21 protein-coding genes and 1 tRNA gene are annotated in these 20,539 nt (G+C 62.1%); 8 read left to right on the forward strand and 14 right to left on the reverse strand.

Annotated features, from left to right (window positions below):
• Positions 1-114: 114 nt before the first annotated feature.
• The 8 genes from VIM61_01585 to VIM61_01620 form a co-directional block, all read right to left on the reverse strand.
• Positions 115-1,506, reverse strand: coding sequence for a copper oxidase (locus VIM61_01585; protein HEY8899095.1), 1,392 nt, complete (start codon positions 1,504-1,506; stop codon positions 115-117).
• Positions 1,503-2,891, reverse strand: coding sequence for a TolC family protein (locus VIM61_01590; GenBank protein ID HEY8899096.1), 1,389 nt, complete (start codon positions 2,889-2,891; stop codon positions 1,503-1,505). Before VIM61_01590 ends, VIM61_01585 begins: the two co-directional genes overlap by 4 nt.
• 5 nt (positions 2,892-2,896) lie before the next feature.
• The gene (locus VIM61_01595) at positions 2,897-3,646 is read right to left on the reverse strand and encodes a hypothetical protein (GenBank protein HEY8899097.1); all 750 of its coding nucleotides are present in this window, start codon (positions 3,644-3,646) and stop codon (positions 2,897-2,899) included.
• 46 nt (positions 3,647-3,692) lie between these two features.
• Positions 3,693-3,983: a hypothetical protein gene (locus VIM61_01600; protein HEY8899098.1), complete on the reverse strand. Its 291-nt coding sequence runs from the start codon at positions 3,981-3,983 to the stop codon at positions 3,693-3,695.
• A 578-nt stretch (positions 3,984-4,561) separates the two neighbouring features.
• On the reverse strand, positions 4,562-5,299 hold the full coding sequence (locus tag VIM61_01605; GenBank protein HEY8899099.1) for a MauE/DoxX family redox-associated membrane protein: 738 nt from the start codon (positions 5,297-5,299) through the stop codon (positions 4,562-4,564).
• A gap of 127 nt (positions 5,300-5,426) precedes the next feature.
• Positions 5,427-5,837 (reverse strand): MerR family DNA-binding protein, encoded by a 411-nt coding sequence (locus VIM61_01610; protein ID HEY8899100.1) that lies wholly within the window; start codon positions 5,835-5,837, stop codon positions 5,427-5,429.
• Between the two features lie 95 nt (positions 5,838-5,932).
• Positions 5,933-6,481, reverse strand: a complete 549-nt coding sequence (locus VIM61_01615; GenBank protein HEY8899101.1) for an RNA polymerase sigma factor — start codon at positions 6,479-6,481, stop codon at positions 5,933-5,935.
• A gap of 5 nt (positions 6,482-6,486) precedes the next feature.
• Positions 6,487-6,852 (reverse strand): periplasmic heavy metal sensor, encoded by a 366-nt coding sequence (locus tag VIM61_01620; protein ID HEY8899102.1) that lies wholly within the window; start codon positions 6,850-6,852, stop codon positions 6,487-6,489.
• Here VIM61_01620 and VIM61_01625 point away from each other — a divergent pair.
• Positions 6,841-7,338: a hypothetical protein gene (locus tag VIM61_01625; GenBank protein HEY8899103.1), complete on the forward strand. Its 498-nt coding sequence runs from the start codon at positions 6,841-6,843 to the stop codon at positions 7,336-7,338. The genes VIM61_01620 and VIM61_01625 overlap by 12 nt on opposite strands.
• A 153-nt stretch (positions 7,339-7,491) precedes the next feature.
• Here the strand turns inward: VIM61_01625 and VIM61_01630 are convergent.
• The 3 genes from VIM61_01630 to VIM61_01640 all read right to left on the reverse strand — a co-directional run bounded on the left by VIM61_01630 (position 7,492) and on the right by VIM61_01640 (position 9,385).
• Positions 7,492-7,583: transfer RNA gene (locus tag VIM61_01630), tRNA-Ser, on the reverse strand.
• Positions 7,584-7,896: 313 nt separating this feature from the next.
• Positions 7,897-8,127 carry a hypothetical protein gene (locus VIM61_01635; protein HEY8899104.1) on the reverse strand — a complete coding sequence of 77 codons (231 nt, stop codon included), beginning with the start codon at positions 8,125-8,127 and terminating at the stop codon, positions 7,897-7,899.
• A gap of 277 nt (positions 8,128-8,404) precedes the next feature.
• Complete coding sequence (locus VIM61_01640; GenBank protein ID HEY8899105.1) at positions 8,405-9,385, reverse strand: peptidylprolyl isomerase; 981 nt, start codon at positions 9,383-9,385, stop codon at positions 8,405-8,407.
• A 133-nt stretch (positions 9,386-9,518) separates the two neighbouring features.
• Here VIM61_01640 and VIM61_01645 point away from each other — a divergent pair, with 133 nt between their 5' ends.
• Positions 9,519-10,637, forward strand: coding sequence for an Lrp/AsnC family transcriptional regulator (locus tag VIM61_01645; GenBank protein HEY8899106.1), 1,119 nt, complete (start codon positions 9,519-9,521; stop codon positions 10,635-10,637).
• 56 nt (positions 10,638-10,693) lie between these two features.
• Here VIM61_01645 and VIM61_01650 read toward each other — a convergent pair whose 3' ends face one another.
• Positions 10,694-11,260 carry a hypothetical protein gene (locus VIM61_01650; protein ID HEY8899107.1) on the reverse strand — a complete coding sequence of 189 codons (567 nt, stop codon included), beginning with the start codon at positions 11,258-11,260 and terminating at the stop codon, positions 10,694-10,696.
• Between the two features lie 46 nt (positions 11,261-11,306).
• Complete coding sequence (locus tag VIM61_01655) at positions 11,307-14,282, reverse strand: protein kinase (protein ID HEY8899108.1); 2,976 nt, start codon at positions 14,280-14,282, stop codon at positions 11,307-11,309.
• A gap of 151 nt (positions 14,283-14,433) precedes the next feature.
• Here VIM61_01655 and rpmE point away from each other — a divergent pair, with 151 nt between their 5' ends.
• From rpmE to prmC, 3 genes are all read left to right on the forward strand, one after another.
• Complete coding sequence (rpmE, locus tag VIM61_01660; GenBank protein HEY8899109.1) at positions 14,434-14,664, forward strand: 50S ribosomal protein L31; 231 nt, start codon at positions 14,434-14,436, stop codon at positions 14,662-14,664.
• Between the two features lie 84 nt (positions 14,665-14,748).
• Positions 14,749-15,828: a peptide chain release factor 1 gene (prfA, locus tag VIM61_01665; protein ID HEY8899110.1), complete on the forward strand. Its 1,080-nt coding sequence runs from the start codon at positions 14,749-14,751 to the stop codon at positions 15,826-15,828.
• A gap of 174 nt (positions 15,829-16,002) precedes the next feature.
• Positions 16,003-16,845 (forward strand): peptide chain release factor N(5)-glutamine methyltransferase, encoded by an 843-nt coding sequence (prmC, locus tag VIM61_01670; protein HEY8899111.1) that lies wholly within the window; start codon positions 16,003-16,005, stop codon positions 16,843-16,845.
• Between the two features lie 9 nt (positions 16,846-16,854).
• Here the strand turns inward: prmC and VIM61_01675 are convergent, their stop codons facing one another.
• On the reverse strand, positions 16,855-17,661 hold the full coding sequence (locus VIM61_01675; protein ID HEY8899112.1) for a BtpA/SgcQ family protein: 807 nt from the start codon (positions 17,659-17,661) through the stop codon (positions 16,855-16,857).
• Positions 17,662-17,854: 193 nt separating this feature from the next.
• On the opposite strand from VIM61_01675, the gene murA reads away from it, so the two are divergent.
• The 3 genes from murA (at position 17,855) to VIM61_01690 (ending at position 20,510) form a co-directional block, all read left to right on the forward strand.
• The gene (gene murA, locus VIM61_01680; GenBank protein ID HEY8899113.1) at positions 17,855-19,120 is read left to right on the forward strand and encodes a UDP-N-acetylglucosamine 1-carboxyvinyltransferase; all 1,266 of its coding nucleotides are present in this window, start codon (positions 17,855-17,857) and stop codon (positions 19,118-19,120) included.
• A 393-nt stretch (positions 19,121-19,513) separates the two neighbouring features.
• Entirely contained in the window at positions 19,514-19,948 is a 435-nt protein-coding gene (locus VIM61_01685) for a helix-turn-helix domain-containing protein (protein HEY8899114.1), read from the forward strand.
• 1 nt (position 19,949) lies between these two features.
• Entirely contained in the window at positions 19,950-20,510 is a 561-nt protein-coding gene (locus VIM61_01690) for a hypothetical protein (GenBank protein HEY8899115.1), read from the forward strand.
• Positions 20,511-20,539: the final 29 nt, after the last annotated feature.

Genomic DNA, 20,539 nt, shown 5'->3' on the forward strand with positions numbered 1-20,539 from the left:
GCTCGTCCAACAAATACCGCTGGCCCCACGCCGAACGGCCATGGGAATTCCGCTGCAATTCATTTCAGCTCGCCTCTCCACCTCTCTCCGGGACTGAACATCTAGCGATAGTCGTCAGGCCAGATCTCGTTGCAACTCTGACGACGATGCTTCCATGGCCTGTGTTCCGGGCGGGTTCGTATACCAGCCGCCGTAGGTGAAGTCGGTGCCTTTGGACGCGTCGAAATCGCCGAGATCCTCCCGCACCTTGAGGTTTGTATACATGCCGCCCATCGTGATGTAGCCGTGAGGGCCCTGCGAGCCGACCATCGGCACGCTGTTCTTCGGGATTTTCATACCCATGTCGCCCATGTCCCCCATGCCGTCCTGTCCCATCGTCATGTAACCGGGCAGGAACTGCCGGACACGCTTGTCGAGCTTGCCGGGATCGATGCCGACCAAATTCGGCGTGCCGTGCCCCATTTGATTCATGACGTGATGAATCATGTGGCAGTGCATCGCCCAGTCGCCTGGGTTGTCGGCGGCGAACTCCACCGTCCGAGTCGATCCGGTCGGCACAAGCACGGTCGTCTCCGGCCATTGCCCGGCCTCCGGAATCAGACCGCCATCTGTTTCTACGATCTTCCACGCGTGACCGTGGACATGGATGGGGTGGTGATCCATTGCGGACAAATTTCCGATACGAATGCGCACGCGGTCACCGAGCTTCGCGAGCAGCGGCGCGGTGCCAGGATAGGCGCGTCCGTTCAGGGTGAGCGTGTTGAACTCGACCATTTCATTCGGGTCGGGACGGCGAGTGCCGACGTTGATGCGCCACTCGCTGAGCATGTAGACGTAGTCACGGTCGGGCGGCGGACCTTTCGACTTGTGGGGATGAATGATGAACATGCCGAGCATGCCCATGGCCATCTGTGTCATCTCGTCGTGGTGCGAGTGATACATGAACGTGCCGTGCTGCCAGACCGTGAACTCGTATTTGAAAGTCTTGCCTGGATCGATGGGTGCCTGACTCAGCCCACCCACGCCGTCCATGCCACTGGGGAGGAGAATGCCGTGCCAGTGGATGCTGGTGGCGGCCGGGAGCTTATTCGTGACATAGATGCGAATCCGATCCCCTTCGACGCATTCGATGGTCGGTCCATGAACGCTGCCGTTGAAGCCCCAGCAGAACGCACGCAATTCGTCGTTGTCTTTGGTTTTGGGCACGAAGACGTGATCGACCTCTTCGCACGTCAGATGAAACACCTTCACGCCGTCCACAATCCTGAACGGCAACGTTGAGCCGTTGAGTGTGACAGTGGGTTTGTAGTCCACGCCAGGACGGCCAGGCGCAAGCGGCGGCTTTTTCCAAACCGGCGAATAGGTCTTCTCGACGCTTACGGACGATCGCTGTTCGTCGGATGCGGCCTGAGGTGTCTGCTGGCCATGGAGAATGGAAGGAAGAGCCGCAGCTCCCGCCAGAAACGCCGAGCCGCTCACAAAATTTCGTCGAGTCAGGGGATTCATTTCTTTTGTTTGGGGACGATGTTCTTGTCGGTCGAAGAACGGGGATTGAGGGAGCCTCCCACGGCTTTTTCGAGTTCGGCACGCGTAATCCAATATTCGCGAAGCGCATCGATGTAGGCTCGCTCCACGCGCAGTTCTTCGGCCTTCGCCGTGAAGAGCTCGAACGGGCTGATCTGCATCGCGTTATATTGAAGGATGCTTTGGTTCACGATCTTGATGCGCGCGGGCAGCAGCACCCCGTGATAAAAGTTCGAGCGTTCGCCCAGGTCCGCAAGGCGACGATTGAACTTGCGTGTGTCAGCACGAATGTCGATGGCAAGGTCCTCGAATTCAGCGGACGCGCGCCGGAGCTGCGTCTGACCTTTCGCGATCCTTGCCTGGCCTTGATTGAAAATCGGTAGCTCGATGCGGAACTGCGGCCCCATGTTGAGCGCGCCATCCACATCGCGCTCTCCGGCAAAGCCAAAGTCGAGCACCGGCACCCAGCGGAAGGTTTTCGTGAGACCGAGTGCGGAAACCAGCGACGTCAAATCGCGCTGCGCGGCCCGCAGGTCGAGGCGATTGGAGACGGCGAGCGACTCCAGTCGCGGTTGCGAGAAGGTTTCTTTCCGCGGCATGGGAAGATCGCCTTCGATTTCCCAATCCGTCTGCGAGCCCCAGAGCCCAAGCAGCTTGTTGAGTTCCTCGCGGTGCTCGTCGAGCTCCGTTTCGGACTGCTGGATATCGAGCCTCCCTTCGCTGTAGGTGGACTGCATCTGCAGCAAGGCAAGTTCGGTGATGTTGCCCGCCTTGAATTGCTTCTGGGAGAGTTCGAGTGACGTCGAAGTCGTCTCCTGGATGACCTTCAGCCGCCCGAGAAGCTGCTGCTCGGCCTGTGCGGAAAAGTATTCGCGCTTCACGTCCGCAACGAGGCCGAGCACCTGCGCCGCCACGCGCAATTGCGCCGCCTCGAGCGCTTCTTCCGAGACGCGCTTCTTGAGCGGAATCATGACGATCTGCACGAATTCCTGCGCGACGAGCCACGCGTAGCGATTGAGCGTGTCGGCCGTGAATGGAAACTGGACCTCGAATTCGATCGAGGGATTCGGAACCGTGACCGCCTCGAGCACGTCGGCGCTCGCGACACCGATCTCCTCGAACGTGGCCTGCAGTTTGCGGTTGTTGAGAAGTGCGATCTGGACCGCGCTGGATACGGTGAGCGGCTTTCGCAGCAGACGCCTGACGACTATCGCGGCTTCGGCACGCGCGGCTTCGTCCTTTTGCCACAGAACGTCGGCTCCGGTCCGGGCGCGCACCTCGGTTTCGGTGCGCCCGGCATCGTTCTTCGGCCTGGCCTGAAGCGGCAATGCGATCGTGGTGAGCAATGCGAGGGCCGTCAGTCTCATGGGCGTCAGTGGTTCATCCCCGGCATTCCTGGCATGTCCGACATATTGTCGGAGCCGGAGTCAGGGGGCGTCGATGATGGCCCGGTTGAAAGAAGCTCGTCCGTGGTGCACGTGGCCTCATCGGCGGAAAGCGAGTCGCGAGGCCGCACGGGGGCGGGGGCCGCATCCGGGCTTGCCGGATGAGTAGGTGGGAGCTTCGGAAGCGAGGTCACAGCACACGCGCTCAGTGCGAGTGCAACACCGAGAAGGAAGAGGCGCTTTATCATGAATGGTCGTGAAGTGGCTCGGTCCGTTGAGGGGCAGTGGCGGAGCGAAACTCGGTGTGTCTCACCAATCCGCCCGGCTGCGCAATATACCCGGAAACTCCCGTGCAGATCACGGCGGCAATGGCGGTCGCGGCTGCCAGGGGAATACCGGCCCTCGGCCATCTTTTCGGAAAAGCGATGGCGAGACCGGCCCATGGCGTAAAACGTCCAGACGGTTTTGTCCGCCCGATCCATGTGCTCATCCAGCCAGTCGGAGCCATCGTAGTCGGAGATCTTGCGGATCGATTTATACGCGTCTGATCCGGTTTCGTAGACAGGCCACGCCGAGATTCCGGCAACGAGCACGATCACAAGGCCGGGCAACAGCGCCGCGCGTGAGCGCAGCGCCAAGCCGACGAGCAATGCCAAAACCCCCATCGCCGTGCCGATGATGGGCAGGTGATTGATGAGGATGTGGAGATAGCCCGGATGCTGGAGTTCCGAGAACATAGAGTCAGCGGCGGCGCGCCACTCAGACGCACCGCCGCACGTGGAATTACATGTTGCTCATCGAGTGGCCCGATGATTTCGATCCTGCAGCAGCCTCGTTGAACTTCTTCATGGCTGCGGCGGGGTCCTTGTCGAACTGCTTCTTGCAGTCCTTGCAGCACAGCTTGATCTCCTGGCCTTCGTAGGTGAAGACGACGGGCTTGCCCATCTCTCCGAGCTTTTCGCCAGAAATGAAGCACGTCGTGAGCGGGTAAGGCTTCGGCGTGGGATCGGCGGCTTTGACGGTGAGCGGAGCAGCGATCATCGCGATGGCTGCGAGCAGGCAGGTGATTTTCATGGTGGTGTATATATGTGGTGTTGAGGCGAGAGCATTAGCAGTGCGAGCAGCCACCGACGCGGATGGTCGAGCCGGGAGCGGCTTGCACCGTTGTGGAATAGTGGCCAACGCGGCTGCGGACGATCGGGCGGCGGTTCGAGTAGGTCACCCGCGTTGTCTTGCACGAGACCATTTTGCCTTCCGGGGAATAGACGCAGACGCGAATCGTTCCGCCGCTACATCCAAGACCGAGAGTGCGAGCCACCGCCCCCCCCCACACGAATCCCCTTTTCCGCGGAGGAAACGTGAGCGGTGACATTTCGGCTGCCGGTGGCAACCGCGACAGGAGTTCCAGCGAACGCCGCGGAGGAGCCGAGCATCAAGGCTGCGGCGGCAAGGGGTGTTACAACTTTCATACCGTTGCAAACGAGGCCCCGATGAAAATCCCTCACGATTTTTTGAGAAATTTTTTCTGATATGGACGGCGTGGCTCTGGCCGGCGTCCATAACCGGAACGCGGCCCAGAGCTGTCGTCGCGCCCGGGACGGAATGGCTAATTTGGGATAAAGAGCATCGAGAGGCGTCGAGCCTCCGAGATGTCAGTGCCCTTTGGCGATCATCCACACCGCCATTGCCATCATCATGAGATTCTCGGTCAGGGAAATAAACCCAAGCGGCACGGCGCTGCCGCCCCCGACACAGGCGCATTTCAGGTCGCGCTTTTCGATGTATACGGCCTGGATAATCGAAATCGCGCCAACGCTGCTGACGAAAAGGGCGACGGGCGCGGCGACCCACGTCGCCCATCCTGCAATCATCAGGATACCAGCGCCCGCTTCGACAAAAGGATACACATACGAGTAAGGCACATATCTCCGGGCGATCAGGTCGTATTGAACGAAGCTCGTGGCAAAGGAGAGCAGGTCCTGGAGTTTGAGAATCCCCAAAACGCACATGCTGAAAGCCACGAAAAGCTCAAGGATCCGAACCGGGACGAGCGAACCGTATGAGCCCCAAGTCACGGCTGCCGCCATTAGCAGCGTGACGGAGAAAACCGCAATTACCGGCTGATAGGTTTTTCCCTCTCTTGGATCGGGGCCCTTTCCAAGATACTCGCGAAGCGCGTCGTAGCCGCCGAGATGTTTGCCCTCCAGAAAGATTTGTGGGGTTTCGTCGTAGCCGTGCTTCTTCTTGTATTCCTCGTTTTCCTCTTTCGTCCGCAGATGGTGATCTTCGACCTCGTAGCCGCTGCGCCTCAAAAGATCGAGGGACTTGATTCCCCAGGGACAAAGGTGATTCGACGTCACCATCCGATAAACTGTCGCGTGTTTTTTCATAGTCGTTTCCCTCCTCATTGCCCTCTCGCGGGCTTTCTTAAAAAATTGCTTCGTGATTGTTGATCTAAGTGATCGCTTGTGAATTGCCGGGTGACTGCGCCATCCCGATGCAATGGACGGCGCTTTCCTACTGATCGTTCTCCAGCGCAGTGATGATGGGGCAATCGACGACCGAGCCCCGGCCATCGCACGCGGAGGAAACCGATGCGAGCGTGTCCCGCATGCGCATCAGGTCGCGAATCTTGCCTTCGATTACCGTGAGTTTGTCCACGGCGAGACGTTTCACCCGAGAGCGATTGCGCGCGGGAGCCGCCCGCAATGAGAGAAGTTCGGCGATTTCTTTGAGCGAGAATCCCAGCTCTTGCGCGCGCTTGATGAATCGGAGTCTGACCACGTCCGCACTGGGATATTGACGATAGCCCGCCGCCGTGCGCCTTGGCTTTTTCAGGAGTCCGCTGCGTTCGTAAAATCGCACCGTTTCAAGATTGACGCCCGCTTCTGCAGCGAGGGCGCCTGTGGTCAAAAAATCGGTTTCCATGCTTCGAGCCTAAACCCTGTAGTTATGTCCGGGGTCAAGGCGTGATTTCCATTTTGAATGAACGGAATATCGCGAGGGATGCCTCGCAGGTTCGGTCAACTGACCTTCAGAACCTTTTCCAACCGCCGCCTCGCCCGATAAACGCGGGCCTCCACAGCCTTCGGAGATATTCCCAAGCGTTCGCCAGCCTCGATTTGCGAAAGCCCATCCAACGCGGTGAGAATCAGTGGAACCTTCAGGTCATGGGGAAGCGCGTCGATGGCCTTTCGGACATCGTCGAGCGTCTCGTGAGTGACGGCGGTCTGATCCGGAGCCGCTTGGTTCGATGGCAGCTCCAGAGGTTTCTCGCCTTCGTAGATCGAGCGGGTTTGTCCCGCTTCCTTGTGTGACTTGCTGCGGGCATGGTCCCGGCACAGATTCGCCGCGATCGTATAGAGCCAGGTCACAAATTTCGCGTTGGGCTTGAACGAACGAATGTTCAAATACACGCGAACGAAGGCTTCCTGCGTGAGATCCTCGGCATTGAGCACATAGCGGTAAATGAACGAGAAGAGTGGTCTCTTGTGCCGCCCCATCAACTCGTCGAGCGCGGCGTCATCGCCATTCTGCAGCGCCTCTACGAGAGAAAGGTCTGCGTCCGACACCGCGATCAATGACTGTCGTCCGAATTCGAGCGAAGAGCGGCCGCCGTGAGCTGAAGCAATTTTTCAAACTGCGTCGGCGTGAGGACCGCCTTCATAGCAAACACATGCGCGATGGTTTCCATCTGCAGTTGTCCCTGGGCGGCGTGAATCTTTTCGATGGCGGCATTGACGCGCGCCGAGTCTTGTTGATCCGTGAGGATGACGTCCGCCAGCTCTCCGTTGGCCTCGCGGATTCTCTGACTCAGGACGGCCTTGCGTTGCTCGAATGCGTTTTCGATGGGCTCTAGCGTCCGCTCCTGCTCGTTCGTGGCCCCGAGTTCCTTGTGGATCCACTCATGAGTTCCCGATGCACGCTGGGGATGAAAAAGCATCCGGGTGAGCATGCAGCTCGCGCTCGCAACCAGAGCGACGACCAGGAGCAGTCCAATAAATTGAAAGGTCTTCTTCACTTGGATTGTCCGATCAAGGTCGACGGAAGCGACGGCGCGTTGGCGGCGAAGATCGACATTTCGGAGGCGCTCCTCGAAGAAGCTCCAGCACTTTCAAGGGAACCTACGCTGATCGCAATCGCGACCGTGACCATTGCCGCCGAAAATGCCCCGGCTGGACGAAACAAGATCGCCAACAGGCCATCCAAGATCGACGTCTTGCTCGCAGTCGCGCGCCGCTCTCGAATCGCCCGCCAAACGTTCGTTTCAAAATTCGCAGGGAGAGCCGGAGCCTGGCTTTCGCGTCCAAGCTTTTCCAAGGCTTCATCGAGACTTCTGTTCCTCATGATCTTCTTCAACGAAGCATTTTTCGCGATCCCTCAAAATCTTTTACCGGTGCTCAAGCGAGCCTGCCGGGCAGATTTTTGATCGAAATCAAATAATCATGTGCGATTCGACGAAATCATGAGGGGTGAAGAGCGTGCCGTCTTTTAACCGGATGAAACCACAAGACGTGGCCCAAACATCAACCGAAAGACACACCATGAAACCCTGAATCGAACACTCAGGCGGTGGGATAAATGGCGGAAGGGGTGGGATTCGAACCCACGGTGAGTTTAACCCCACGCACGATTTCGAGTCGTGTGCCTTAAACCGGACTCAGCCACCCTCCCTTCTGAATTTTAACGATTTCCAATTCCGGATTTTACCCTGCATTGACTTTCTATACGGTCGTTATCTCCGGTTGTTGCCAGGGGCGTTGCAGCCGCCCGAAAACAAGCCGAAGAAAAACCCCGCCTGAGAGTCAACCCAAGTCCAGTTTCTCTATCGAGATCAGAACCCGGGAAACTACGTGCGCACCCATGCGGGGAGCAAGGAAAATTGGACAAGTCTCCGCACAAAACTTCTCTCCGTTGCCAAAAATCGCATGAAGGACCCCGTGGACGCCGCCGAAGGAAACGCCGCGCAATGAGCGAGTAGCGAGGGTCACGGCGTTTTCAGGGAGCCGGGTTTCCCAAATGCCGATTCGAGGCGGGTGAATTCCTCGGGGCTGAGCGGAAGAATCGAGCCGTGACGGAAGAGGAAGAGAAAGCGGAAATCCGGCGCGGGTGTGAATTGTCCGGCGGCGAGATCCTCGGTGACGAAGGGATGATAACCGGCGTTCTTGCTGTATCGATCGAGCACGAGGCACCAGACGGCGGGCTTGCCGTCGGTCACGGGCTTGAGCTGATAACATTCCGGGCCCTCGTAGCCCGCAGTTGCGCGAGCGAGAACCCCGGCACGCCGGCCCACAGTCCGGTCAACTTGTCGCTGACCTCCATCTGCAGCGAAAATCGCTAACGAGGTGAAAAGGAAAGCGAGAACCGGGAGGATTCCCTTCAGGAAAAATCGAAATAAGGGGGAAGATGTCGGGAGGCCATGAGAGCCGGAATTGGAAATCACCCGCCCATCTCGCGGCAGGTTTCGAATCGGACAGCCAGTCTCGCGGGACGCGCTATTTCCGGAGGATTCGCAGCTTCTTTGGCGCACCGCGAACACCGTCAGCACCGACGCCGCGCACCGTCACGATATTTTTCCCCATCTCGAGACCCTTCACGCGAAGTTTCCAAGTCGAGCCTGCGGAACTGAGGCGAAACTTTCCCTTTTTGCCGAGACGCCATTCAATTTTCGCCACGCTGGATGATGCCGTGCCCTTGAGCGTGAGAATCGATTTCCCCGTGCTCAACCTGGCGGCTCCCTTGATGGCAATCGACGGAAGGATTGGCACGGAGGTTTCCGGCAGGATCATGATCTCGCTGAAAACGAGGTTGTCCGTATTGAGGCCATTTGCCAGCAACGGAAGGTTCGTGAAGGCGTTCCCCAGCGCGCCGCTCGCATTGTAAACTCCCACCCCATCATTCGCCTCGTCGACGAAGGCCGTATTGAACAGAGCGAGCACATCGAAACCGGCAATCACCCGGCCAAAAACCGTGAAGCCGCCGTTCTGACTGTCGAGACTCGCGGAGTTATCCGCGAGATTGAGGAACCATTCCGAGGTGGCAGAGTCAGGCCCGCCCCCGGGAACGGGATTCCCGTCACCGTCCTCGGCGGGCAATTTTGCCATCGCAATGGTTCCGTAGGTGTTGCTGTAGGTCTTTCCCACGGAAAACTCGTTCACGATGGGGGCATAGGCTTCGACGGCAGTGACAGCGTAAGTGCCGTCCGGATTCGCCGTCAGCCCGTAGCCGCCGCCTTGCAGGACAAATCCCGGGCTCAGGCGGTGGAGAAAGCATCCGCTGTAGCGGCCCGCTTTAAGGTAACGCAGGAAATTCGTGACGGTGACCGGCTTGTCCTGATCGTAGAGTTCGAAATCGATATTTCCGATTGTGGTCGCAATGCGCACCTTTGTGCCCCCTCTCGCCGGCAAGGTCATCAGGACAACGACGACCAGGATAGAGACGACGGAAAAAATCCGTTGGAGTGGGCAACGTTCCATGAAGACGACGGGAAGGAAATGAGGGGGCGAAAAAATTCGCCATCACGCGCTCATTGTCAATCCCTTGCGATTTCGAGTGGGCATCGCCCTTGCGTCAAGACGCCCGAGAATTCAAAGTGTCGCTTCTCCGTCCATGACGCCCATCGAGCACAACGACCCCGTCAATTCCCGCATCCTCGCCATTTCCGAGGACAAGATCCGTGGCTTTGTCCGCGAACCGTTCCACGAAATTTCCCGGCTCTCCGGTGTCGAACTCCCCGTCGTGCTCGAGCGCATCCGCGCGATGCTGGCCGCCGGCACGATCCGCCGCGTGCGGCAGACGCTCGTCGCCACGAATCTCGCCGAGGGCGCCCTCGTTGCCTGGAAGGTGCCGGCCGATCGTCTCGACGATGCGTTCGACTTCATGTCGAAGGAAGATCCCTTCTCGGGCCACGTCGTCGTCCGCTCGACGGATGCCAAAATTCCCGGCCAGGCCTACAAACTCTGGACGACCGTGAAAGTTCCCGCCGGGGAATCACTCACCGAGCATTGCGACGACCTGCTCGCGCGCACCGGGGCGGAAGCCTACCGGCTGATGCCCGCGAATGGCATTTTCGCCCTCGGCGTCGGCCACGTGCGTCGGAAAACGATCGAGCCCGGCGACAAATCGGAAGCGCCCGCGCAGATGTTGAAGGTCGAAACCGTGCATCTCACGCCCGAGGAGTGGGACGTCCTCATCGAGCTCAAGCGGGAGTTCGCCATCGACGAAATTCAGGAACCCGTGTGGACCGGCCGCGCCGCCGCCGCCGGGGTCTCGCTGGAGCGATTCTACGAGATTGCGGAGTCGCTGAACGCCCGCAAGGTGATCGGCCGCTTTTCGACGTTCCTCGAACACGTCAAACCCTCGCAGGGCGGCGTGCGGGTCACGCGTTTCAATGGCCTGTTCCACTGGGCGGTGCCTGCGGGTCGCGAGGTCGAGGCCGGCTCCGAGATCGGCCGGCACGACATTCTCACGCATTGCTACTGGCGCGAAGGCGGGCCGGAATTCAACAACGTGAACATCATGGCCGTCGCCCACGGCACGGACCGGGATCGCCTGCTCGAGCACAAGGCGGCGATCGACCGTCATCTCGAAGCGGCGGGCATTCCGGTGACCTACACCAATGTCTTCTGGGGCGGGCGTAGCGAGATCAAGCCCTCCGAAATTTCGCCCCACGTCTATCGCGAGTGGCACCAGCGGGCGCAGGCGCCCCTGGCCGACGCCCCGGTCTAGGCAAAACAAAGGCCGCGCGGGACTCGCGCGGCCTTCGCAAAAATCTCGCCTCGCGGCTACGTGCCGGCGCCGACGTATTGGGCCTGGACGGAGTCGTATTTCGACACCGTGCCAGCCTTCGGCGTGCTCTTGAGATCATACACGTCGTTGCCGACGAGCTTCTCGGACTGCGTATCGTAGATCATCACGGCCGTCTTGCCCTTGTAGTCGGAGCCCTTCTCGGTCTCCACCGCGATGTAGCGGGGCTTTTTGGCCACGGGCTTTGGCTTGGTGGCGGAGGCCTGCGCGGCGCGGCGGGCCTCGGCCTCATCCTCCTGCTGCTGCTTTTCGAGCTTCGCCATGTAGAGACGCGCCCGGGCTTCGGCAATGCGGCGCTGCTCCTCGTCGGCCTGGTGCTTGGCAACGATGTAAGCCGTCGTCGCCGCGAGGGCCGCGGCGCCAAGGGTGATCGGGATGCCAATGCTCGGATCGACCCCCGCCGCAGCAAGCGGCACGCCGACAGCGACCCCGGTCAATGCGCCGAAAACTCCGGCGTTTTCCCCGGGAGTCAGATTGGAACATCCGGACGTTCCGATCGCCAGAACGGCGGCGATCCCTGCACTCTTCAAAAGGGTGGCATTCATGCGGTCGGGAGAGCGTGCTAGCCCCCCTGGAAACTGTCAAGAGCCCTTACGGTGTGGGGCTCGCCGTGGCTTCGGGAGAAACCTCGAAAGGCACGTCGTGTTCCTGGCACCACGCGATGGCTCGATCATTCCCGAGCCGCGCGGATTTGACATACCACTCGCGCGCCTGCCTGGGATCGTTCGAGATGCTCTCATCCTCGAGCGAGATCGCATAGAGGCGCATGCATTCGGCATCGCCCTTCTCCGCGCCCTCGCGCCAGATGCGCACAGCCTCCGCAGTGTTCCGCTCCACGCCGACGCCGCTGATGTAGAGGCGGCCGAGTTGGGCCTGGGCGTTCATGTTTCCCTTCGCCGCAGCGCTTTGATACAAAGCAAAGGCCTTCCCGGGGTCCGCCTTTTCCACGCCGCGCCCGCTTTCGTAGAGCCGACCCAGCAGGCCCATGGCGCGATCGTCGCCCATGTCGGAGGAGATCGTCAGCAGCTCCACGGCGCGCCTGTCGTCCTTCGGCAAGCCGCCGTAGCCGAGCGAATAGCACTCACCGAGATAGGTGATGCCGTTCGGGTCGTTGCGCTCGGCCGACGCCTTGAACCAGCCGACCGCGGCCTCCGGATTCGGCTTCGCAACGCCGCGACCGCTCGAAAGCATCATTCCCGCGAGAGCCATCGCGTCCGAGCGCCCGCCCTTCGCCGCTTCCTGAAACCACTGAAGGCTCGCCACCGGATCACTCTTCAACAGGGAATGCCCCAGCACGACGCAGGCATTCACGCTTCCCCGCCAGCCGGCGGCCTCGAGTCCCGGCCGCAAAGCCGGCAACTGCGCCGCGTCGACGCCCTTCGGATGCTCCGTCTCGATTTTCTGGGCGATGCGCTTCACCGCCTCGAACAAGGCGCCGTCTTCCGGGTGCGCGGCGGACAACTGCGCGTAGGCCAGCAGCGCCGGTCCATCGTTCCCCGCAGCCTCGAGACTCGCCGCCTGGACCTCGGCCGCGGCATACGCCTCGCGCTCGGGAGCCGCGCCCGGCGTGGCGGTCGGGGTCTGGTTGGGCTCGGAAGTCACCAGCGGTGTTGCGGTCGGCGAGGCTCCGGGCGTTGGCGTCGCGGAAGGTCCGGCCATTGGCTCGGCGGGCCGGGAATTCGGCCAGAGAAAATAAATCCCCGCGGCCAGCAGCAGCGCACAGATTCCGAGCACCGTTGCAAGGATCCACGCAGACGAAGCCGGAGCGGGCTTCTCCGGAAGCGGCAGCGGAGGCGGCATCGCCTCGGGAACACGCGCCACCGGGGTTGCCGGCCGCGAAGTCCCCTCCCCGACGAGCGCCTCGACGAATTCCGCCGCCGTGGCAAAGCCGCCGTCGAGCGCCCGGCGCACCACGAGATTTCCATCCTGCGTGAGTTCGGACAGCGGCGTCCATTGGCCGGAACTCCGGGCATCGAACCGAGCGCCTCCCAGCAGTTCACAGGCAAGCCCCGCCACCGCGAAGGCCGCGTTTCCGGCGTCCTCGCCATCTCCGCGGCGCAGGGTCGCGGCGGACGAATGCACCACCGTCACGTCGGCAGGCACGTCCAGCAGATGCTCGATGCGCAGGGCATCGATCTTTACCGACAAATCCGGCCACTCGTTCAGCGGCAGCGAGAGGTCACCGGCGGGGGTCAGAACGATTTCGTGCGGGGCCAGCTCGGGCCGGGGCGCCGGCGCCGCGTCGAAAGCGTCGGCCGCCAGCGCGAGGGGGCGCAGCACCACGAGCGCCTCCTCGAGCTCGAGACTGCGCCGCGCCTTCATGACCCGAAGCAGGGAAATCCCTTCCACGCTCTCGATCGCAAAATACCAGCCCCGGCCCGATCCGCCCTGTGCGACCACATGCCGCACGGCATCTGCCTCGATCCGCTCGATGACGCCGAGCCGCTGCCGCACCTCGTCGCGCAGTCCGGGAATCATTGTTGCAGCCGGGTCGACCATCACGACCTCGACCAGTCTGTCGGGATTCTCCGCATCTCGAGCCCGGAACCGCAGGAACTCGCCGGCACTTCCCAGCGCCGCTTCCAGCGTGAAACGTCCCCCGACGACCTCGCCGATGTCCGGCCGCTCGGCGGGAACCCGGGTGACGGCCGTCTCCCCGAGGAAAGCGAGCTCTTCAAGGCAGGCCTCCGCGCGCTTCTTCAATTCCAGCGCCGTTTGCGGCCGATCCGCGGGATCCTTCGCCAGCATGGATTTGAGCAACTCCATCACGACTGCCGGCTGGCCTTCGAGCAGCTCCAGCGGCGGCTGCCGGTAAAGGTGCTGGCTCATCACCTGCGCCATGGAGCCGCTGAACGGCGTCTTGCCCGCAAGCATGTAAAAGAGCGTCACGCCGAGCGAGTAAATGTCCGACCGCGTATCGACCTCGCCTTCCTCGAGCTGCTCCGGGCTCGCGAAGTGCGGCGTTCCGAGGAACCCGCCCTGCGTGAGCGTGACGGTCGCGGAATTCGGGTCGCTTTCGATGCTCTTCGCGAGGCCGAAATCGATCACCTTCACGCTCACCTCGCCGTCGTCCGACTTCATGAGCATGATGTTCGATGGCTTGATGTCGCGATGGATGATGCCCTCCTTCTGCGCGGCCGCGAGAGCCGAGGCGACCTGGGCAACGATCTTCAACGCCATCACCGGCGACACCCCGATCTCCCGGCGGATGCACGCCTCGATCGTCTCGCCGTCCACATACTCCATTGCGTAGAAGACGCTGCCGTCCTGCTCGCCGAGGTAAAACACGGCCGCCACGTTGGGATGCCGGAGCGCCGCGGCCGACCGCGCCTCGCGCAGGAAGCGGTCCTTCGCCGTGTCGCTGGTCAGCACCGCGCCATTGATCACCTTCAACGCCACGTGCACGTGCAGGTTGCGATCGTAGGCCTTGTAGGTGATGCCCATCGCCCCCCGTCCGAGTTCCACCGGGTGCCCGTCGACGAGCGCCACCGAGAAATGCTGGAAATTCAACGCGTCGCCCGCGCCGTCCGCTGCTGGATTGTTGTCTCCCGGTAGTGATGTCGACACTGTTGGCGAGCTTGCCGCGTCGCTTGCACCTTGGCAAATCGTTACTGTGCCCAATCGCCAGCCGGCAGGCTCTCTTCACGCCGAAGATCGATCAGGCACTTTACCCTTGCATCCGCGTCGATCTCGGGCATTATCCCTAATCCCACTTTCCATGAGAGCTGACATTCATCCCAACTACGTCGACACCGTCATCACCTGCGCGTGCGGTGCCGCGTATCGCACGCGTTCGACGCGCGACAATCTCAAGATCGGCATTTGCGCCGCCTGCCACCCGTTCTTCACCGGTGAGCAGAAGTTCGTCGACACGGCTGGCCGCGTCGAAAAATTTGCCCGCCGCTACGGCAGCGTCAAGGCCACCCGCGCCGCGAAGAAGTCCGCCTAGATTCCTTTCCCCACCCAAGAAACGGTGACGCCCGGCCTCATGCCAGCGTCACCGTTTCTGTTTTCAGAAAAGGTCATCCAAGCCATGGATTTCTCCGCCCTCGTTGCCCGCAAACGCGACCGCTTCGCCGAACTGGACGCCGCCGTCTCCTCGTCCGATCTCTTCGACGACCCGAAACGCGCCCAGGAAGTCCTTCGCGAGCACTCCCGCCTGCGCGTCCTGCTTGAGAAGTGGGAGCTTTTCGAGAAATCCCAGCGCGAGATCGTCGAGAACGAGGAGCTCGCCTCCGGGGATGACGAGGAGATGGCCGAACTCGCCCAGGCGGAGCTGAAATCCCTCCAGGCGCTCATTCCGAAACTCGAGCTCGAGCTTCGCGTCGCCCTGCTCCCGCCCGAGCCCGACGAGGACAAGGACGCCATCGTGGAAATTCGCGCCGGAACGGGCGGCACCGAGGCCGCCCTTTTTGCCGCGGATCTCTACCGCATGTATTGCCGCTTCGCCGAAGTGAACGGCCTCAAGGTCGAGATGATGGAGAACAGCCCGTCCGACCTCGGCGGCCTCAAGGAAGTCATCTTTCGTCTCAGCGGCGAATCCGTCTTTCGCAAGATGCGCTACGAAAGCGGCGTCCATCGCGTGCAACGCGTGCCCGCCACCGAGGCGCAGGGCCGCATCCACACCTCCGCCGCCACGGTTGCCGTGCTTCCCGAGGCCGAGGAAGTCGATCTCGTGATCCCGCCGCAGGATCTTCGCATCGAAGTCTGCCGCGCCGGCGGTCCCGGCGGGCAGGGCGTCAACACGACGGACTCCGCCGTGCAGGTCATGCACATCCCGACCGGCCGCATCGTGCGCTGCCAGGACGGCCGCAGCCAGCAGAAGAACAAGGAGGCCGCGCTCAAGATCATGCGTTCGCGCCTGCTCGAGGACAAACGCCGCGAGGAAGAGGAGAAATACTCCGCCCATCGCAAGAGCCTCATCGGCGGAGGCGGTCGCGAGGAAAAGATCCGCACCTACAATTTTCCGCAGAATCGCGTCACCGATCACCGCATCGGCCTCACGCTCTACAATCTCGACCAGTTCATCGAGGGTGAAATCGGCGAGATGATCGACGCGCTCTACGCCTCCGACGTCGAGACGCGACTGGAAGAAGCGACGCTCGTCGCGTAACGATCACGCGCTCGCTCGCGAGATCCTCACAATCCCCCGCCCGCCGCGCGGATTCATGTCGGTCCGCATGATGAGGACGACACCGTTCGACGATTTCTCCGAGTTTTCCATTTGGTCCGCCCGCGCTTCTGTCGCTACGCTCCGGCGCATCTTGAGACCGCCCTTCCCTTCTGCATGACCGTTCTCGAAGTCATCCAATCCGCCACCGGTTACCTCGAGAAAAACGGCGTGGCCGATGCCCGATTGAACGCTGAATACCTGCTCGCTCACGCCCTTGGAAAACGCAAACGCCTCGACCTCTACCTGGAGTTCGATCGTCCCCTCTCCGACGCCGAGCGCGCTCCGCTTCGCGACCTCGTGCGCCAGCGCGGCCAGGGCATCCCGCTGCAGCATCTGCTCGGCACCGCCGAGTTTTTTGGGCGCACGTTTCTCTGCGATGGCCGCGGCCTCATCCCCCGCCCCGAGACCGAGCAGCTCGTCGAGCTGGTCCAATCCCAAATCCCGAATCCCAATTCCCGGATTCTCGATGTGGGCACCGGCAGCGGAGTGATTGCGATTACCCTCGCGCTGGAATTTCCCGAGGCCGAGGTGCACGCCGTGGACGTCTCTCCCGACGCGCTTGCGCTCGCGCAGGAGAACGCCGCCCAACTCGGCGCGGCCGAACGCATCACCTTTCATCAGGCCGATCTCCTGCCGCCGGACGCCGCTTCGTTCGACATCATCGTTGCGAACCTGCCCTACATCGCGACTGACGAGATTCCCCGACTCTCCCGCGAAGTGCAGCGCGATCCGCTTCTCGCGCTCGATGGCGGCGCCGACGGTCTCGACCTCGTGCGACGTCTGGTGAGCCATGCGGCCGAATTCCTCTCCCCGACCGGCCGCATCTTTCTGGAGGTCGGCCACGATCAGGCGCAGGCCACGGCGGACCTTTGCGCCGCCGCCGGTCTGGCGCACGCCGCCACGCATCGCGACCTGCAGGGCGTGCTCCGCTTCGCCACCGCGCAACGTCCCGCCTGACGTCGGAAATCAACCGCCGCGCAGGAACGCGATGTGCCGCACGAATTCGCGCACGCGGCGCAGATCGATCGGCGCATCCCAGCGGCCGCCGCGCTTGAAATAAGAGCCCACGATCAGCGCATTCGCGTGCGGAAACAGCGCGGCGGCGCCTTCCGTCGTCGCGCCGGACCCCACGAGCACCGGCAATTCGGTCGCGCCCGCCACCGAGGCGAGCTCGTCGATGCTCACCGGGTCGCCCGTAGCGGCGCCGGTCACGATCACGCCGTCGCTGCAGAAAAATTCCGCGGCGTGCGCGGTCTCCGCAATGCTCACGTCAGCCGTGATGGCGTGCGAGCTGTGCTTCTTCTTGATATCGGTAAAGAGCTTGATGTGCTCCGCGCCCCACGCCTTCCGGGCGCGAAGGAGCGACGCGGCACAGCCCTCGATCACCCCTTCGTCCGCAACGTGCGCAAACACGAAGCCCTCGGCACGGATGAAATCCAGCTCAGCCCCGAGCGCAACGGCAAGCGCCGCCTCGTTGGCCGCAGCGAGCACCTGCACCCCGCAGGGCAGCGAGACTTCGCGCTTCACCGCGCAGGCCGCCGCCGTCATCGCCGCGACGATCTCCGGCCCCACCCCACCCCGGCAATAGGGACGGTCGTGCATGTTCTCGATGAGCAGCGCGTCCACGCCCGCGCCCGCCAGATCGGCCGCCTCGCGGCGCGCCACGGCAACGATATCCGGTAGCGACAGGCGATGATGCGGCGTTCCCGGGAGACCGGGCAGATGGACCATACCGATCACGGCGCAGCGTTTGCCAAAGAGGGAGCGATTCATCGTGGCGCGAAGACTTGTCATTTTCTTCAACGGCGGCGAGGGGGAAATCGCCCTCACTGCACGGCGAGTCAGTCCGGCCCGCACCCGGCGTGCCAAACCTCATCGATTTCATTTCCTGAGTCGACGAACGGACGATTCCGCGTTATTCCGCACGATCAGGCCGCTCCCGCGCGCCGATCTCTGATTTTTCAACATGGATAAAATACTCGTTCACGGCGGCGCATCCCTGAGTGGCAACGTTCGCATCAGCGGTTCTAAAAATTCCGCCCTGCCCATTCTCGCCGCCACCCTCCTTACCAAGGAGCCGTGCATCATCCACCGCGTGCCGGACCTGAGCGATATCCACTACATGCTCACCATCCTGAGCGAACTCGGCGCCGAGGTGGAACGCGCCAGCGGCACCGTCCAGATCAAGGCCGAGAACGTCATCACGGACGCCCCCTACGACATCGTCCGCAAGATGCGCGCCTCGGTCTGCGTGCTGGGCCCGCTCCTCGGTCGCGAGAAGGAAGCCACCGTTTCCCTGCCGGGCGGCTGCGTCATCGGCGATCGCCCGATCGACCTGCATTTGAAAGGCTTCGAGGCCCTCGGTGCGGCTGTCCGCGTGCAGGCCGGCAACGTCAAGGTCCTCGCCCCCGAACTCCACGGCACCACGATCAACATGCGCGGCAAATTCGGCTCCACCGTGCTCGGCACCGATAACATCATGATGGCCGCCGTGCTCGCCGAGGGCACCACCGTCATCGACGGCGCCGCGGAGGAACCCGAAGTCGTCGACCTCGCGAATTTCCTGACCGCAATGGGCGCAAAGATCGAAGGCGCCGGCACCCGCCGCATCATCATCGAGGGCGTGAAGGAGCTCCACGGAGCCGAACACACCGTCATTCCCGATCGCATCGAGGCTGGCACGTTCCTGGTCGCCGCCGCCATTGCCGGCGAAGAGGTGACCCTTCAAAAAGTCGTGCCCGACCACCTCGTTTCCGTCACGGATCCGCTTCAAAAGGCCGGTTACAGCGTCACGACGAATGGCGACAGGATGACCGTTCGCAGAAACGGCGGCAAACTCCCGCTCGAGCTCGAGACGCAGCCCTATCCCGGCTTCCCGACCGACATGCAGGCGCAAATGTGCGCCCTGCTCGCCACGAGCGAGGGCATCAGCGTCATCACGGAGCATGTCTTTCCCCAGCGCTTCATGCACCTCGCGGAACTCAAGCGCATGGGCGCCGACATCGAGCTGCAAGGCGCCACCGCCGTCATCAAAGGGGTCGCCCAACTCAGCGGCGCCCCCGTAATGGCTAGCGATCTCCGCGCAAGCGCCGCCCTCGTCCTCGCCGGCCTCCAGGCCGAAGGCACCACCGAGATCAATCGCGTCTATCACATCGACCGCGGTTACGAGGGCATCGACGACAAATTGAACCAGCTCGGCGCGAACATCGAGCGCGTCAAAGGCTCCCGCTAGCCCCCGACTCGGGCGGTCCCTCGATTTTTCCCGCAGCCTTTTCGGCTCCGCCTACCGCGCGGCGACGCACCGTCCGGGGCACCCGCGTAATCGCGGGATCAATTTCCTTTCGCACGCTCGCCTGAGTCCGCGTTTCGCATAGCGCGCTGCGGGAGCCCTTAGAGGGCTGGGTCGCACGACGGCGCCGAAGCTGCGATCGTCACGGCAAATCCGTTCGCATATATCGCCTTGTTCGCATCAATGCGAACAAGGCGATATATCATTTACTCTGAATTCAGGAAGTATCCGGAAAATCTCGCCACCCAAGGCTCCATATGCCAGCGGCGCTTTATCTGCATCATTGCGATGTATGCAGCTCTGCGTATTCTGCGGGTATTTCTTCGAAATGACCCGATGAGCATCGAATCCCCCTCCCTCGGCGAACGCATCAAGACGCTCCGTCTCGAGCGCGGCCTCTCCATGCGCGCCCTCGCCCAGGGAGCCGGCCTGAAGTCGGTCGCCTTCGTGGCCGATCTGGAACGCGGATTTCGTCATCCCTCGGCCGAGGTGCTCGCGGCGCTTGCAAGAACCCTCAATCAGCCGCTGGAATCGCTGCGCCGCTACGACCTTCGCCCACCCGTCCACGAACTCCGCGCCCTCACGATCAAGGACCCCAACTGGGCGCTGGCTCTGCGCAAGCTGGTCGATCTCACCCAGTCACGGGGCCTCACTCCCGACGATCTCATTCGCCTGCTCGACAAACCGCTGGCGCGAGTGGCCGGCTCTGCCAGATCCTCGACCTCCCGCGCTCCGGCCGTGGCCGACACACCCCCACTTTTCGAAAATTAGGATGTTCGCGTTGGTCCCGAGAATCGTTTCACCGATCGCATTCCAGGCGACTCGATCGAGCCGGCAACGTCTCGCCACCCTCCTCGTCCTCCTGAGCGGCCTCCTGCTCATCGATATCGCCCGGGCTGACGACTATCCCGGAGCACCCGCCTCCGTGACCGCAGCCTATCTCGAGGCAGACGGCGCCGGACAGGCCCTGGCAAGCCGGACCGCACCCGAGCTGCTCCAATTCACCATGTGGCGGCAACTCGACAAGTTCGACAGCTTTGCGGTCGTCGAATCCTACGACATTGGCGAGGTCGGGTGGACGGGCAACAAAGCCGACGTCCAAATCACCTACCACGTGCTCGGATTCGTCACTGGAGCGACCTTCACCGCCAAACCCGCCCTGAAGGAGGTCTTTTTCTCGCTCGAGAAAAGCAAGGGCCGCTGGCGGATCGTCAGTCCGCGACTCCCGCCACACCTCTTCGTTCCCGCAGCAATTGCCGCATTGGAAAAGGCCCCCGCCTCCGACACTCCGGAAGGCCAGGCGAGCCTCGGGAAGCTCCGCGCGCTTCCCTGAATCGAGCGCCCGGCCGGCCAGACCAGGCC

This window comes from Chthoniobacterales bacterium, assembly GCA_036569045.1.
In the GTDB taxonomy this organism is placed as follows: Bacteria; Verrucomicrobiota; Verrucomicrobiia; order Chthoniobacterales; family JAATET01; genus JAATET01.